The 13,471-nt window shown below is 65.7% G+C and carries 14 protein-coding genes; all 14 read left to right on the top strand.

Features of this window, described 5'->3' with window-relative positions; translation table 11 throughout:
* Positions 1-13 precede the first annotated feature (13 nt).
* The 14 genes from fabD to era all read left to right on the top strand — a co-directional run bounded on the left by fabD (position 14) and on the right by era (position 13,417).
* Complete coding sequence (gene fabD, locus G369_RS0111365; protein WP_019654122.1) at positions 14-967, top strand: ACP S-malonyltransferase; 954 nt, start codon at positions 14-16, stop codon at positions 965-967.
* Between the two features lie 28 nt (positions 968-995).
* Positions 996-1,739, top strand: coding sequence for a 3-oxoacyl-ACP reductase FabG (gene fabG, locus G369_RS0111360; protein WP_019654121.1), 744 nt, complete (start codon positions 996-998; stop codon positions 1,737-1,739).
* Between the two features lie 99 nt (positions 1,740-1,838).
* Entirely contained in the window at positions 1,839-2,078 is a 240-nt protein-coding gene (gene acpP / locus G369_RS0111355) for an acyl carrier protein (RefSeq protein ID WP_007830471.1), read from the top strand.
* Positions 2,079-2,177: 99 nt separating this feature from the next.
* On the top strand, positions 2,178-3,422 hold the full coding sequence (gene fabF, locus G369_RS0111350; RefSeq protein WP_019654120.1) for a beta-ketoacyl-ACP synthase II: 1,245 nt from the start codon (positions 2,178-2,180) through the stop codon (positions 3,420-3,422).
* A gap of 13 nt (positions 3,423-3,435) precedes the next feature.
* Positions 3,436-3,918 carry a hypothetical protein gene (locus G369_RS0111345; RefSeq protein WP_019654119.1) on the top strand — a complete coding sequence of 161 codons (483 nt, stop codon included), beginning with the start codon at positions 3,436-3,438 and terminating at the stop codon, positions 3,916-3,918.
* A 10-nt stretch (positions 3,919-3,928) separates the two neighbouring features.
* Positions 3,929-4,600, top strand: a complete 672-nt coding sequence (gene rpoE, locus G369_RS0111340; protein WP_019654118.1) for an RNA polymerase sigma factor RpoE — start codon at positions 3,929-3,931, stop codon at positions 4,598-4,600.
* Between the two features lie 16 nt (positions 4,601-4,616).
* A complete protein-coding gene (locus G369_RS0111335; RefSeq protein WP_019654117.1) occupies positions 4,617-5,309 on the top strand; it encodes a sigma-E factor negative regulatory protein in 693 nt (230 codons plus the stop codon).
* Positions 5,310-5,341: 32 nt separating this feature from the next.
* Positions 5,342-6,424, top strand: coding sequence for a MucB/RseB C-terminal domain-containing protein (locus tag G369_RS0111330; protein WP_019654116.1), 1,083 nt, complete (start codon positions 5,342-5,344; stop codon positions 6,422-6,424).
* 104 nt (positions 6,425-6,528) lie between these two features.
* Complete coding sequence (locus tag G369_RS0111325; RefSeq protein WP_019654115.1) at positions 6,529-8,007, top strand: DegQ family serine endoprotease; 1,479 nt, start codon at positions 6,529-6,531, stop codon at positions 8,005-8,007.
* A 522-nt stretch (positions 8,008-8,529) separates the two neighbouring features.
* The gene (gene lepA / locus G369_RS0111320) at positions 8,530-10,341 is read left to right on the top strand and encodes a translation elongation factor 4 (protein WP_019654114.1); all 1,812 of its coding nucleotides are present in this window, start codon (positions 8,530-8,532) and stop codon (positions 10,339-10,341) included.
* Between the two features lie 7 nt (positions 10,342-10,348).
* The gene (lepB, locus tag G369_RS0111315; RefSeq protein WP_019654113.1) at positions 10,349-11,314 is read left to right on the top strand and encodes a signal peptidase I; all 966 of its coding nucleotides are present in this window, start codon (positions 10,349-10,351) and stop codon (positions 11,312-11,314) included.
* 47 nt (positions 11,315-11,361) lie between these two features.
* Positions 11,362-11,730 (top strand): DUF4845 domain-containing protein, encoded by a 369-nt coding sequence (locus G369_RS0111310; protein ID WP_019654112.1) that lies wholly within the window; start codon positions 11,362-11,364, stop codon positions 11,728-11,730.
* Between the two features lie 17 nt (positions 11,731-11,747).
* Positions 11,748-12,434 (top strand): ribonuclease III, encoded by a 687-nt coding sequence (gene rnc, locus G369_RS0111305; protein WP_019654111.1) that lies wholly within the window; start codon positions 11,748-11,750, stop codon positions 12,432-12,434.
* A gap of 8 nt (positions 12,435-12,442) precedes the next feature.
* Positions 12,443-13,417 carry a GTPase Era gene (gene era, locus G369_RS0111300; RefSeq protein WP_019654110.1) on the top strand — a complete coding sequence of 325 codons (975 nt, stop codon included), beginning with the start codon at positions 12,443-12,445 and terminating at the stop codon, positions 13,415-13,417.
* The last annotated feature ends 54 nt before the right edge of the window (positions 13,418-13,471 follow it).

Genomic DNA, 13,471 nt, shown 5'->3' with positions numbered 1-13,471 from the left:
GACGCGTAAAACAATGAAATCCTTTGCATTTGTCTTTCCGGGCCAGGGCTCGCAGGCAGTCGGCATGCTGGACGCCTGGGGCGACCATCCGGCCGTGGCCGAAACGCTGCGCGAGGCGTCCGATGCCCTCGGCGAAGACGTCGGCGCTCTGATCAAGAACGGTCCCAAGGAAGAACTGGCGCTCACCACCAACACCCAGCCGGTGATGCTGGTGGCTGGTGTTGCCGCGTGGCGCGCATGGCTGGCCGAAGGCGGCGCAAAGCCCTCGGTCGTGGCGGGTCATTCGCTCGGCGAGTATTCGGCGCTGGTGGCTTCCGGCGTGCTGACGCTCGCACAGGCCGCGCCGCTCGTGCGCTTCCGTGCCCAGGCGATGCAGCAGGCGGTGCCTGTGGGCGTCGGGGCGATGGCTGCAGTGCTCGGCATGGAGTCGGGCAAGGTGGTGGCGGGCTGCGCGGAAGCCACGGCGAGCTTCGGTGCCGGCAGTGCGGAAGTCGTCGAGGCGGTGAACTTCAACGACCCCGTGCAGACGGTGATCGCCGGAAGCAAGGCTGCCGTGGACAAGGCCTGCGAACTGTTGAAGGCCAATGGCGCCAAGCGCGCGCTGCTGCTTCCCGTGTCCGCGCCATTCCATTCGAGCCTGATGAGGCCCGCGGCGGAGGCGTTGCGCGAGAAACTGGCCTCGACCACGCTGGCCGAGCCTCAGATTCCGGTGCTGAACAACATCGACGTCGCCATCGAGACCGACGCCGACCGCATCCGCGACGCCCTGGTGCGCCAGGCCGCCGGCCCGGTGCGCTGGGTCGAATGCGTGCAGGCCTTGAAACTGCGCGGCGTAGCCGCCATCATCGAGTGCGGCCCCGGCAAGGTGCTGGCCGGCATGGTGAAGCGCATCGCCCCCGATCTGGAAGCCGCGTCGGTGTACGACCCGGCGACGCTCGCGGACACCCGACAATCGCTCGCCGGCTGACGGCGCCACGGCTCTCCACACTTTTCCTATGAGCATTCCCAAATTCGAAGGGCAGGTAGCCCTGGTCACCGGCGCGACGCGCGGCATCGGCGCGGCCATCGCGCTGGAGCTGGCCCAGCGCGGCCTCAAGGTCGTGGGCACCGGCACCACCGACGACGGCGCGGCCAAGATCACCGCGGCCCTGAGCGCCTACGATGGCCGTGGCCGTGCGCTCGACGTCAACGACGGCGCGGCCGTCGAGGCCCTGATCGACGAGATCGTGAAGGCCTACGGTGCCATCCACGTGCTGGTGAACAACGCCGGCATCACCCGCGACACGCTCGCCATGCGCATGAAGGACAGCGACTGGGATGCGGTGCTCGACACCAATCTCAAGGCGGTCTTCTCGCTATCGCGCGCGGTGATCCGCCCGATGATGAAGCAGCGCTATGGCCGCATCATCAGCATCACCAGCGTGGTGGGCGCCTCCGGCAATGCCGGGCAGGCCAACTACGCGGCCGCCAAGGCAGGCGTGGCAGGCATGACCCGTGCGCTCGCCCGTGAACTGGGCAGCCGCAACATCACCGTCAACTGCGTCGCTCCTGGTTTCATCGAGACCGACATGACGGCCAGCCTCCCCGAAGCCCAGCAACAGGCGCTGCTCCAGCAGATCCCGCTGGGACATCTGGGCAAGCCGGCCGACATCGCGCACGCAGTGGCGTACCTCGCATCGCCCCAGGCGTCCTACGTCACGGGGCAGGAGCTGCACGTCAACGGCGGCATGCACATGTAGCCGCAAGGCGCAAGTTTTCTCCGTCCCGGGGGCACGGCAAATGCCACAATGCGCCCGGCTAAAATCCACCGATTACCTACAACCCTCAGAGGGAACCAAATGAGCGATATCGAAGCACGTGTCAAGAAAATCATCGCCGAGCAACTCGGCGTGGAAGAGTCCCAGGTGACGAACGAAAAGGCTTTCGTGGCCGACCTCGGCGCCGACTCTCTCGACACGGTCGAACTCGTGATGGCACTCGAAGACGAATTCGGCATCGAAATTCCCGACGAAGACGCCGAGAAGATCACCACGGTGCAAAACGCCGTCGACTACGCCACCAAGAATCAAAAGGCCTGATCGGCCAGCTGACAACATTGGAACTGCGGCCGGCGGCTTTTTCTTGAACCGCACGCGCCGGCAGGCAACTGTTCAGCGCTTTCAGAAAGGTTTGCCGGCATGACCAAACGCCGCGTCGTCGTTACCGGACTCGGTTGCATCGCTCCTGTCGGAAACACCGTTGCCGAATCCTGGGCCAACCTGTTGGCAGGGAAGTCGGGCATTGCGAACATCACCGCGTTCGATGCAAGCGCCTTCGCGTGCAAGTTCGCAGGTGAGGTCAAGGGTTTCGACATCACCCAATACATCTCGGAGAAGGAAGCGCGTCACATGGACCGCTTCATTCACCTGGGGCTCGCTGCCGCCATCCAGGCGGTGCAGGACAGCGGACTGCCGACCGGCGAAGCGCTCTCCTATGAGCAGGCCGTGCGCATCGGCTGCAACATCGGCTCCGGCATCGGCGGTCTGCCGATGATCGAGGAAACGCACGGTGAACTGATGAACCGCGGTCCGCGCCGCGTGTCACCGTTCTTCGTGCCGGCCTCGATCATCAACATGATCTCGGGCCACGTCTCGATCAAGTACGGCTTCAAGGGCCCGAACATCGCGGTCGTGACAGCCTGCACCACAGGTCTGCACGCGATCGGCACGTCCGCTCGCATGATCGAGTACGGCGACGCCGACGTGATGATCGCTGGCGGTGCGGAGTCGACGATCTCCCCGCTGGGCATCGGCGGCTTCACGGCGCCCCGCGCGCTGAGCACCCGCAACGACGATCCGGCGACGGCATCGCGTCCGTGGGACAAGGACCGCGACGGTTTCGTGCTGGGCGAGGGCGCCGGCGTGCTGGTGCTCGAGGAGTACGAACACGCCAAGGCGCGCGGCGCCAAGATCTATGCAGAGGTCGCGGGCTTCGGCCTGACGGGCGATGCGTATCACATGACCGCCCCCGACGTCGACGGCCCCCGTCGCTCGATGGCCATGGCGCTGTCGAACGCGGGCGTCAATGCCGACCAGGTGCAGTACCTGAACGCGCACGGCACTTCGACGCAGATCGGCGACGTCAACGAGACCAATGCGGTCAAGCTGGCCTTCGGCGATCACGCGAAGAAGCTCGTCGTCAACTCGACCAAGTCCATGACCGGCCACCTGCTGGGCGGCGCGGGCGGCATCGAGTCGGTGTTCACCGTGATGGCGCTGCACGAGCAGAAGAGCCCGCCGACCATCAACATCTTCAACCAGGATCCGGAGTGCGATCTCGACTACTGCGCCAACGAGGCGCGCGATCTGAAGATCGATGTCGCGGTCAAGAACAACTTCGGCTTCGGCGGCACCAACGGCACGCTGGTGTTCAAGCGCGCTTGAACGTCGCTCTGTCATGCACGGCGCGCCGTCGGTGACCTATCCGGTGGGGCGCTCGCGTGGCGCAACCCGGATTCTTGTTGTTCTCTGGGCGCTGGGCGCCCTCTGCGCGGGCGCGTCCTGCTATCTCTTCGATAGCGCCGGATGGCGCCACGTCCTGCTGGTCGCCAGTGTGCTGTTCGCAGGCGTCGCCGCGGGCTTCGGCCTGCGGCAGGAGGGCGTGGGCGTCCTGCATTTCGATGGCCTTTGCTGGTCGCTGACGGGCGGCCCGGCCTCCCGCGGGGTGCATGCCGCTCGGGCGTCCGTGGCGCTCGACTTCCAGTCGCTGATGCTGCTGTGCCTGAGCGAACCAGGACGAGCGCGGCGCTGGATCTGGATCGAGCATCGGGCCATGCCCGAGCGCTGGCGCGACCTGCGCCGCGCGGTATATTCGCGCGCCCCGTCCGCGGCCTCCGCTGCCGAACCCTGGCGCGCGACAGCTCCGGCCGACGCGCCCTGAACCTTCGTCGATGACCACTTCCCCGCCCGTGCCGCCGGATTCCGGCCTGACAGACGCGCCCGCCGTGGCGCCGCGTCCGGGCGATGTCGACTTCCAGCTTGTCCAGCGCACCGTCGCTGGAGACCAGAAGGCCTTCGAGCTGCTGGTCATCAAGTACCAGCGCCGCATCGAGCGCCTGATCGGCCGGATGGTGCGCGATGTCGACCTGGTCGAGGACATCGCGCAGGAAACCTTCATCCGGGCGTACCGCGCGCTGCATCAGTTCCGTGGCGAGGCGCAGTTCTACACCTGGCTCTACCGGATCGCCGTGAACACCGCCAAGAAGGCGCTGGTGGACATGAAGCGCGATCCCACCGTTTCCGAAGCGGCCCTGAGGCCTTCTTCCGAGGACGAGGATGAAACTTACCGTCCCGGAAACGAACCAACCAGCGACGAAACCCCCGAATCGGTCATGGCGGCGAATGAAATCGCCAGCGCCGTCGAGGCAGCCATGGAAGCCCTGCCGGCCGAACTACGGCAGGCGGTCACGCTGCGCGAGATCGAGGGCATGAGTTACGAAGAGATTGCCGAGGTCATGGATTGCCCCATCGGCACGGTGCGTTCGCGGATTTTCCGGGCGCGCGAGGCCATTTCGGCCAGGGTCAAGCCGTTGCTGGACAACCAGTCCGGCAAGCGTTGGTAGTAAGCAGGTGAATGAAATGAATCAGACGATCACGGTTCGCGAACAGGTGTCCGCGCTTGCGGATGGTCATTTGCAGGGCGAGGCCTTCGCACAGGCGATCGAGGCGCTCAGTGCCGAAGGCGAGTCGCGGGCGGCATGGCAGGCGTACCACGTGGTGGGCGACGTGCTGCGCTCCGGTTCGCATTCGCCGTGCAGCGACACCTCCGCCTTCCTGGCGCGCTTCCAGCAGCGGCTGGCGGCGGAGCCGGTGATGATGGCTCCCGTGCCCGAAACCGTCGCCGTGCCGGTGGCGATGCCGGTGCAGCGCAGGGCTGAAGCCGCCAACGAGCCGGTGTTCCGCTGGAAGCTCGTGGCCGGCGCCGCGTCGCTGATGGCCGTGGCCGCCATCAGCTGGACGCTGGTCGGCAACGGTTCTGCCGTGCCGCAGCAAGGTGGTGCGGGCGCGCAGCTGGCCTCGGTCCAGCAGCAACAACAGCAGCCCGCCCCGGCCGTGAACTCGGTGCTGGCTGCGGCCGCAGTCAATGGCCCTCAAGCCGTCGGCAGCACGCTGACGCCGACCCGCGTGATCGTCGGCAACGGCAGCCCTCAGGTCATGCTGCGCGATCCGCGCCTCGATCAGCTCCTCGAAGCGCACCAGCAGGCCGGCGGCGCTTCGCAGATGCCTTCCGGTTTCCTGCGCAATGCCACTTTCGAGGGCCCCACGCGCTGATCGGCGCGAGCACCTGTAGCTAGCTGCCCCTAATGACCGTTTCGATGCCGTTCTCCGCGCGCGCCTTCGTGCTTGTCTTTGCCGCTTTCTGCCTGGCGCAGGCAGCCACCGCGCAGACCCGCTCGGGTGCCGCTAACGCGAAGAGTGCGGCGACGGCGCAGACGGACGAACCACCGGCGATGAGCGTGACCGAGTGGCTGCAGCGCATGCATGCCGGCGCCCGCCAGCGCAACTACGTGGGCACCTTCGTCGTGTCGGCGCCGGGTGGCGATCTGTCGAGCGCGCGCATCTGGCACGTGCGCGACGGCGAACACCAGATCGAGCGCATCGAGGCGCTGACGGGGCCACCGCGTTCGACCTTCCGGCGCAATCGCAACGTGATGACCTTCCTGCCGGAGGCGAAGGTGGTGAAGGTCGAGAAGCGCGAGAACCTCGATCTCTTCCCGAACCTGCCGGACAAGCCCGATTCCTCGATCGGCGAGTTCTACGACGTGCGCGCGATCGGCAAGGACCGCGTTGCAGGCTTCGATGCCGACGTGGTTCAGCTCGTGCCGCACGACGGGCTGCGCTTCGGCTATCGCATCTGGAGCGAGCGCCGCTCGGGGCTCGTCGTTAAGCTGCAGACCGTCGACAGCGAATCGCGCGTGGTGGAGCAGTCGGCCTTCTCGGAGCTTCAGCTCGACGCGCCGGTGAAGGCCCAGGCGCTTGCGCAAATGATGTCCAACACCGCCGGCTACCGCGTCGAGAAGCTCGAGCTCGAGCGCAGCAATGCGCAGGACGAAGGCTGGACCCTTCGCACGCCCGTGGCCGGCTTCAAGCCCCGAAGCTTCTTCCGCCGTCCGGTCGCGGGAGACGACGGCAGCGGCAAGGCGAAGCAGCAGGACGCGGCCACTGTCCAGTGGATCTTCTCTGACGGCCTGGCCTCCGTGTCGCTCTTCATCGAACGCTACGATCCGGCGCGCTCGCCGCGCGATGGCGTGCTGACCATCGGTGCGACCAATGCGATCCGCCGCCGCCTGCCCGAGCCTGCGAGCGACTGGTGGCTGACCGCGGTCGGCGAGGTGCCTCAGCAGACGCTCAACGCATTCGCGCAAAGCCTCGCGCGCACGCGCTGAGGACCGGCCTTGGAAGCGCCAATTGCGGCCAATTGCGCTGAACCAAGCTTGCGACGCAGACTCATAGACTTTTTTCGCCGCTCTGTTCTTTTGAAAGAAAGCCGATGATCTTCAAAGTCGAGGGACACAAGTTTCGTTCCGGCCTGATGGCTTGCGCGCTCGCGTTGACTGCCAGCGCCACCTTCCTTCCCGTCGAGCCGGTTCACGCGCAGACGCGCACGCTGCCCGATTTCACCGACCTGGTCGACCAGGTCGGTCCGTCCGTCGTCAACATCCGCACGGTGGAGAAGGTGGTGCAGCGTGGCGGCAACGGCGAGATGGACGAGGAAATGCAGGAGTTCTTCCGCCGCTTCTTCGGCCAGCCGCTGCCCGGCGTGCCGCGCCAGGGGCCGCGTCAGAACCGTCCGCAGCCGCAGGAGGAAGAGCGCCCGCGTGGTGTGGGCTCCGGCTTCATCCTGACCCCCGACGGCTACGTGATGACCAACGCGCACGTCGTCGAGGACGCCTCCGAGGTGCTGGTCACGCTGCCCGACAAGCGGGAGTTCAAGGCCAAGATCGTCGGGGCCGACAAGCGCACCGACGTCGCCGTCGTGAAGATCGAGGCGACCGGCCTGCCGGCGGTGAAGGTCGGCGACATCTCCAAGCTGCGCGTGGGCGAGTGGGTGATGGCCATCGGCTCGCCCTTCGGACTCGAGAACACCGTCACCGCAGGCATCGTGAGTGCCAAGCAGCGCGATACGGGCGAGTACCTGCCGTTCATCCAGACCGACGTGGCCATCAACCCCGGCAACTCGGGCGGCCCGCTGATCAACATGCGCGGAGAGGTGGTGGGCATCAACAGCCAGATCTACTCGCGCTCGGGCGGCTTCATGGGCATCTCGTTCTCGATCCCGATCGACGAGGCGATCCGCGTGAGCGACCAGCTGCGCACCACGGGCCGCGTTTCGCGTGGCCGCATCGGCGTGCAGATCGACCAGGTCACCAAGGACGTGGCCGAAGCCATCGGCCTGGGCAAGCCGCAGGGTGCGCTGGTGCGCGGCGTCGAGGCGGGTTCGCCCGGCGAGAAGGCCGGCGTGGAGCCGGGCGACGTCATCACCAAGTTCGACGGCAAGGCGATCGAGAAGCCGAGCGACCTGCCTCGCCTGGTGGGCAACACCAAGCCGGGCACGAAGAGCACGCTCACCGTGTTCCGCCGCGGTGCCTCGCGCGATCTCAGCGTGACCATCGCCGAGATCGAGCCCGACAAGCCCAGCAAGCGCGCGAGCGACCGCGAGGAGCCTGCGCAGAAGCCGCCGGCGTCGGCCGCCGCCAAGTCGTTGGGCCTGGCCGTGAGCGATCTCACCGATGCGCAGAAGAAGGAGCTGAAGCTCAAGGGCGGCGTGAGGGTCGATGCCGCCAACGACGCCGCGGCTCGCGCAGGTCTGCGCGAGGGCGACATCATCATGGCGGTCGGCAATGTCGAGGTGTCGAATGCACGCGAATTCGAGTCGGCGCTTGGCAAGTCCGACAAGAGCAAGCCGCTGAGCGTGCTGTTCCGCCGCGGCGACTGGGCGCAGTACGCGCTGATCCGTCAGGCACGCTGATCCGGGTCTCGCGTCAAGTGGCCCCACCCGCCAGTCGGGTTTGGGGCCGTTTTTTTGAGGTGTTTACGACGTTCCGGCGCCGGCCTCCAAAAAAATCTTGGCGCCTGAAAACTTCATTTTTAGTTGGTATCCACTAACTTTCAAAAGGGCTAAGGACGGATTTCGGTAGAATAGGACGCTCTCGGCGGCTGGTCGGCGCATAAGGAATGCACTGACCTCCACCATGCGAGATGTCAGATGGCAGTCCACCGGTGCTCCACAGATCGCCCACAAGTTGTTCAGTAACTGCTTCACCGATCCTGTGGATAACATGTTCGTATCTTTGATGTTGTGGACCTGCAACGACCCTTTTGGACCCCGTTCCCGGATGTACGCGCTTCCCTTTTTGCCTACAATGAAGCTCCAACTACTGCAGTTGCCATTGCTTGTTGGTTCAGGGCGCGTCTCCAGAAGACGCGCCCTTTTTTCTTGCCTGTAGCACTCTGCGTACGAGCCAATTCAAGTACTTAAGCGTTCCCGTTGATGAATCACATCAGAAATTTTTCGATCATTGCGCACATCGACCATGGCAAGTCGACGCTCGCAGACCGTTTGATCCAACGTTGCGGCGGCCTCGCCGAGCGCGACATGGAAGCGCAGGTCCTCGACTCGATGGACATCGAAAAGGAGCGTGGGATAACCATCAAGGCGCAGACGGCTGCGCTGCACTACAAGGCGCTCGACGGCAAGGTCTACAACCTCAATCTGATCGACACGCCGGGCCACGTCGACTTCTCGTATGAAGTGAGCCGCTCGCTCTCGGCGTGCGAAGGCGCACTGCTCGTCGTCGATGCTTCGCAGGGCGTCGAGGCGCAGACGGTGGCCAACTGCTATACCGCGCTCGACCTCGGCGTCGAGGTGGTGCCGGTGCTCAACAAGATGGACCTGCCGCAGGCCGACCCCGAGACCGCGAAGGCGGAGATCGAGGACGTGATCGGCATCGATGCGAGCGACGCGATCCCGTGCTCTGCCAAGACCGGCATGGGCATCGACGAGATCCTGGAAGCGATCGTCGCCAAGGTGCCGCCGCCGCGCGGCAATCCCGAGGGCGCACTGCGCGCGATGATCATCGACAGCTGGTTCGACGCCTACGTCGGCGTCGTGATGCTGGTGCGCGTGGTCGACGGCCGCCTCGCCAAGGGCGACCGCATCAAGATGATGGCGACAGGCGCGAGCTACAACGCCGACAACCTCGGCGTCTTCACGCCCGCCAACGAGCCGCGCGAAGCGCTCGAGGCGGGCGAGGTGGGCTACATCATCGCGGGCATCAAGGAACTGCAGGCAGCCAAGGTCGGCGACACCGTCACGCTGATCAAGGGCGGCACCGGTGGTGCGGCCTTCACCGCCACCGAGCCGCTGCCGGGCTTCAAGGAAATCCAGCCGCAGGTGTTCGCCGGGCTCTACCCGACCGAGGCCAGCGAGTACGACTCGCTGCGCGATGCGCTCGAGAAGCTCAAGCTCAACGACGCCTCGCTGCACTACGAGCCCGAGGTCAGCCAGGCGCTGGGCTTCGGCTTCCGCTGCGGCTTCCTGGGCCTGCTGCACATGGAGATCGTGCAGGAGCGCCTGGAGCGCGAGTTCGACCAGGACCTGATCACGACCGCGCCGAGCGTGGTCTACCAGGTGCTCAAGAACGACGGCGAGGTCATCATGGTCGAGAACCCGTCCAAGATGCCCGACATCGGCCGCATGGCCGAGATCCGCGAGCCGATCGTCACCGTGCACCTGTACATGCCGCAGGACTACGTCGGCCCGGTGATGACACTGGCCAACCAGAAGCGCGGCGTGCAGATCAACATGGCCTACCACGGCCGCCAGGTCATGCTGACCTACGAGATGCCGCTCGGCGAGATCGTGCTCGACTTCTTCGACAAGCTCAAATCGGTGAGCCGCGGCTACGCCTCGATGGACTACGAGTTCAAGGAGTACCGCGCTTCCGACGTGGTGAAGGTCGACATCCTGCTCAACGGCGACAAGGTCGACGCGCTGTCGATCATCGTGCACCGCAGCCAGTCGCAGTTCCGCGGCCGGGCGGTGGTCGCGAAGATGCGCGAGATCATCTCGCGCCAGATGTACGACGTCGCTATCCAGGCGGCGATCGGGGCCAACATCATTGCGCGTGAGACAATCAAGGCCCTTCGCAAGAACGTCCTGGCGAAGTGCTACGGCGGCGACATCACCCGCAAGAAGAAGCTGCTCGAGAAGCAGAAGGCGGGCAAGAAAAGAATGAAGCAGATCGGCTCCGTCGAGGTCCCGCAAGAGGCCTTCCTCGCGATCCTGCAAGTCGAAGACTGATCGAAAAATGGCATTCATCACCTCCCTGGTCCTCGCGGCCTTCGCCGGCTATGTTGGCGCCTGGTACTTCAACGTGATCGAGGGCAATTTCGCCTTGCTGCTGTTCCTGGCGACGGTGGTCACCGGCCTCTACTGGCTGGCCGAGCGCTTCTACTTCCTGCCGCGGCGCGAGCAGGCTGCTGCCAGGCTCGAGGCCTCGCTGGCCGAGCGCAACGCGCGTCTGGCGGGGCAGGGCATCAATCAGGTCGACACGGTGGATGCCAAGGCGAGCGAGCGGCTGCTGATGCAGCCCTGGTGGCTCGACTGGACCGCCGGCCTGTTCCCGGTGATCCTGGTGGTGTTCCTGCTGCGCTCGTTCCTCTACGAGCCTTTCAAGATCCCGTCGGGCTCGATGATGCCCACGCTGCTGACCGGCGACCTGATCCTGGTCAACAAGTTCACCTACGGCCTGCGCCTGCCGGTCATCAACACCAAGATCACCGAAGGCACGCCGCTGGCGCGCGGCGACGTGGTGGTGTTCCGCTACCCGCCCAAGCCGAGCATGGACTACATCAAGCGCGTGGTCGGCATTCCCGGCGACGAAGTGGCCTACCTGAACAAGAAGCTCACGATCAACGGCCAGCCGGTCTCCAAGGTGGCCGCCGCCGACTACCTGGACGGCGAATCGATGCGCCTGCTCAAGCAGTTCGACGAGAACCTGGGCGGCAAGCAGCACAAGATCCTCAACGACGATGCCTCCCCGGCGTTCGTGCCCGGCGCCAGCGACTTCCCGTTCCGCGAGAACTGCCGCTATTCGGTCGAAGGCGTGGTCTGCAAGGTGCCCCCAGGCAACTATTTCATGATGGGCGACAACCGCGATAATTCGGCCGATTCGCGTTTCTGGGGCTTCGTGCCGGACAAGAACATCGTGGGCAGGGCCTTCTTCGTCTGGATGAACTTCGGTGACCTGGGACGCATCGGTCCGTTTCAATAAAAAAGCATTCCAATCAACTGCAAGCACCGTTCGAGGGGTATGAGGGCATGAGAGCACATCGGTCCGTTCGCAGCAGCGCCGCGCGGCAGCGCGGCATTTCGTTCATCGGCTTGGTGTTCGTCGCGGCCGTGCTCGGCTGCCTGGGCGTGGTGATCGCCCAGGTCATCCCGACGCTGATCGAGTGGCAGGCCATCGACAAGGCCGCCAACAAGGCCAAGGAAGGCACGACGGTGCCCGAGGTGCGCGCCATCTTCGATCGCGCCCAGGCCATCGACGACTTCAAGTCGGTCAGCGGCAAGGACCTCGACATCAAGAAGGTCGGCGACAAGGTGGTGGTTTCGTACTCGTACGAGCGCGAGATCCCGCTCTTCGGCCCGGCCTACCTCACGCTCAAGTACAAGGGCGAAACCCGCTGAACACGGCACCCAAAAAGGTGGATGGCAGCCTGGCCGCGTTGCAGGCGCGCCTGCAGCACACCTTCTCCGATCCGCGGCTGCTGCAGCTCGCGCTCACGCACCGCAGCTTTTCGGCCGACCACAACGAGCGCCTCGAATTCCTGGGCGACTCGGTGCTGAACCTGGCGGTCTCGCACCTGCTCTACCAGCGCCTGTCGGCGCTGCCCGAGGGCGACCTGTCGCGTGTGCGGGCCAATCTCGTCAAGCAGGACACCCTGCACCGCCTGGCGGTGGGCCTGGCGCTGTCGCCGCTGCTGCGGCTCGGCGAGGGCGAGGCCCGTTCGGGCGGGCCGAACCGGCCGTCGATCCTGGCCGACGCGCTGGAGGCGCTGATCGGCGCGGTCTACCTCGACGCCGGCTTCGCCGCCGCCCAGGCGCTGGTGCACCGGCTCTACGAGTCGGTCGAGATCAATCCGCGCATGGAGGCGGCGGCCAAGGACCCGAAGACCGAATTGCAGGAATGGCTGCAGGGTCACAAAATGAAGCTGCCGGTGTACCGCGTGGCCGCCACACTGGGCGCAGCGCACAAGCAGACTTTCGATGTCGAGTGCGAGGTGCCCGAACTGGGCCTTCGCGAACGCGGCATCGGCGGCTCGCGCCGCGCCGGCGAGCAGGCTGCCGCGGCGGCCATGTTGATCCGGCTCAAGGCACGCGGCGGCGCGTGAAATCCAGAATGAACGACGCAATCAATCCCGCAGCGGAACCCGAAGACGCCGAAGGCGGCGAGGGTGCCGCTGGTCCCCAAGGCCCGCAGCACTGCGGCCTGATCGCCATCGTCGGCAAGCCCAACGTGGGCAAGTCGACGCTGCTCAACGCCCTCGTCGGCCAGAAGATCAGCATCACCTCGCGCAAGGCGCAGACCACGCGCCACCGCATCACCGGCATGCGCACGCTGGGCGCCACGCAGTTCGTGTTCGTCGACACGCCGGGCTTCCAGACCCTGCACGCGAATGCGCTGAACAAGTCGCTCAACAAGACCGTGCAGGGCGCGGTCGGCGACGTGGACCTGATCCTGTTCGTGGTCGAGGCCGGCAGCTTCACGCAGGCCGACGAGCGCGTGCTGAAGCTGCTCGGCAAGGGCATTCCGACGGTGCTGGTGGCCAACAAGCTCGACAACGTGCACCGCCGGGGCGACATCGCTCCCTGGCTCAAGAGCATGCAGGAGAAGCACGAGTTCGCCGAATTCGTGCCGATGTCCGCCAAGAACCCGAAGGACGTCGAGCGCCTGTTCGGCATCTGCGAGAAATACCTGCCCGAGCAGCCCTGGTTCTACGATGAGGACGAGCTGACCGACCGCAGCGAGAAGTTCCTCGCCGGCGAGCTGGTGCGCGAGAAGCTGTTCCGCCTGACAGGCGACGAGCTGCCCTACACCTCCACCGTCGTCATCGACAAGTTCGACGAGGAGCCGCCCCAGAAGAAGGGCCAGAAGCGCCTGCTGCGCATCGCCGCCACCATCGTGGTCGAGCGCGACGGCCACAAGGCCATGGTGATCGGCGACAAGGGCGAGCGCATCAAGCGCATCGGCATGGAGACCCGCGTCGAGCTCGAGAAGCTGGCCGACGCCAAGGTGTTCCTCGAGCTGTGGGTCAAGGTGCGCTCGGGCTGGGCCGACGACGAGGCCCGCGTCCGCTCGTTCGGCTACGAATAACAGGCAGATCCCCGGGCTTGCTCGCTTCGCATGGCCGCCGGCCCCCTTGCAGGG

It is taken from the genome of Variovorax atrisoli 110B (assembly GCF_000382045.1).
GTDB lineage: Bacteria > Pseudomonadota > Gammaproteobacteria > Burkholderiales > Burkholderiaceae_C > Variovorax > Variovorax atrisoli.
The sequence above is the reverse complement of the archived record's forward strand: the minus strand, read 5'-3'. Positions and strand labels throughout refer to the sequence as shown.

Coding starts and splice junctions, on each gene's coding strand:
- fabG (WP_019654121.1), top strand. CDS start 996: ATGAGCATTCCCAAATTCGAAGGGCAGGTAGCCCTGGTCACCGGCGCG.
- G369_RS0111345 (WP_019654119.1), top strand. CDS start 3,436: ATGCACGGCGCGCCGTCGGTGACCTATCCGGTGGGGCGCTCGCGTGGC.
- G369_RS0111330 (WP_019654116.1), top strand. CDS start 5,342: ATGACCGTTTCGATGCCGTTCTCCGCGCGCGCCTTCGTGCTTGTCTTT.
- era (WP_019654110.1), top strand. CDS start 12,443: ATGAACGACGCAATCAATCCCGCAGCGGAACCCGAAGACGCCGAAGGC.
- rpoE (WP_019654118.1), top strand. CDS start 3,929: ATGACCACTTCCCCGCCCGTGCCGCCGGATTCCGGCCTGACAGACGCG.
- fabD (WP_019654122.1), top strand. CDS start 14: ATGAAATCCTTTGCATTTGTCTTTCCGGGCCAGGGCTCGCAGGCAGTC.
- G369_RS0111335 (WP_019654117.1), top strand. CDS start 4,617: ATGAATCAGACGATCACGGTTCGCGAACAGGTGTCCGCGCTTGCGGAT.
- lepB (WP_019654113.1), top strand. CDS start 10,349: ATGGCATTCATCACCTCCCTGGTCCTCGCGGCCTTCGCCGGCTATGTT.
- G369_RS0111310 (WP_019654112.1), top strand. CDS start 11,362: ATGAGAGCACATCGGTCCGTTCGCAGCAGCGCCGCGCGGCAGCGCGGC.
- acpP (WP_007830471.1), top strand. CDS start 1,839: ATGAGCGATATCGAAGCACGTGTCAAGAAAATCATCGCCGAGCAACTC.
- fabF (WP_019654120.1), top strand. CDS start 2,178: ATGACCAAACGCCGCGTCGTCGTTACCGGACTCGGTTGCATCGCTCCT.
- lepA (WP_019654114.1), top strand. CDS start 8,530: ATGAATCACATCAGAAATTTTTCGATCATTGCGCACATCGACCATGGC.
- G369_RS0111325 (WP_019654115.1), top strand. CDS start 6,529: ATGATCTTCAAAGTCGAGGGACACAAGTTTCGTTCCGGCCTGATGGCT.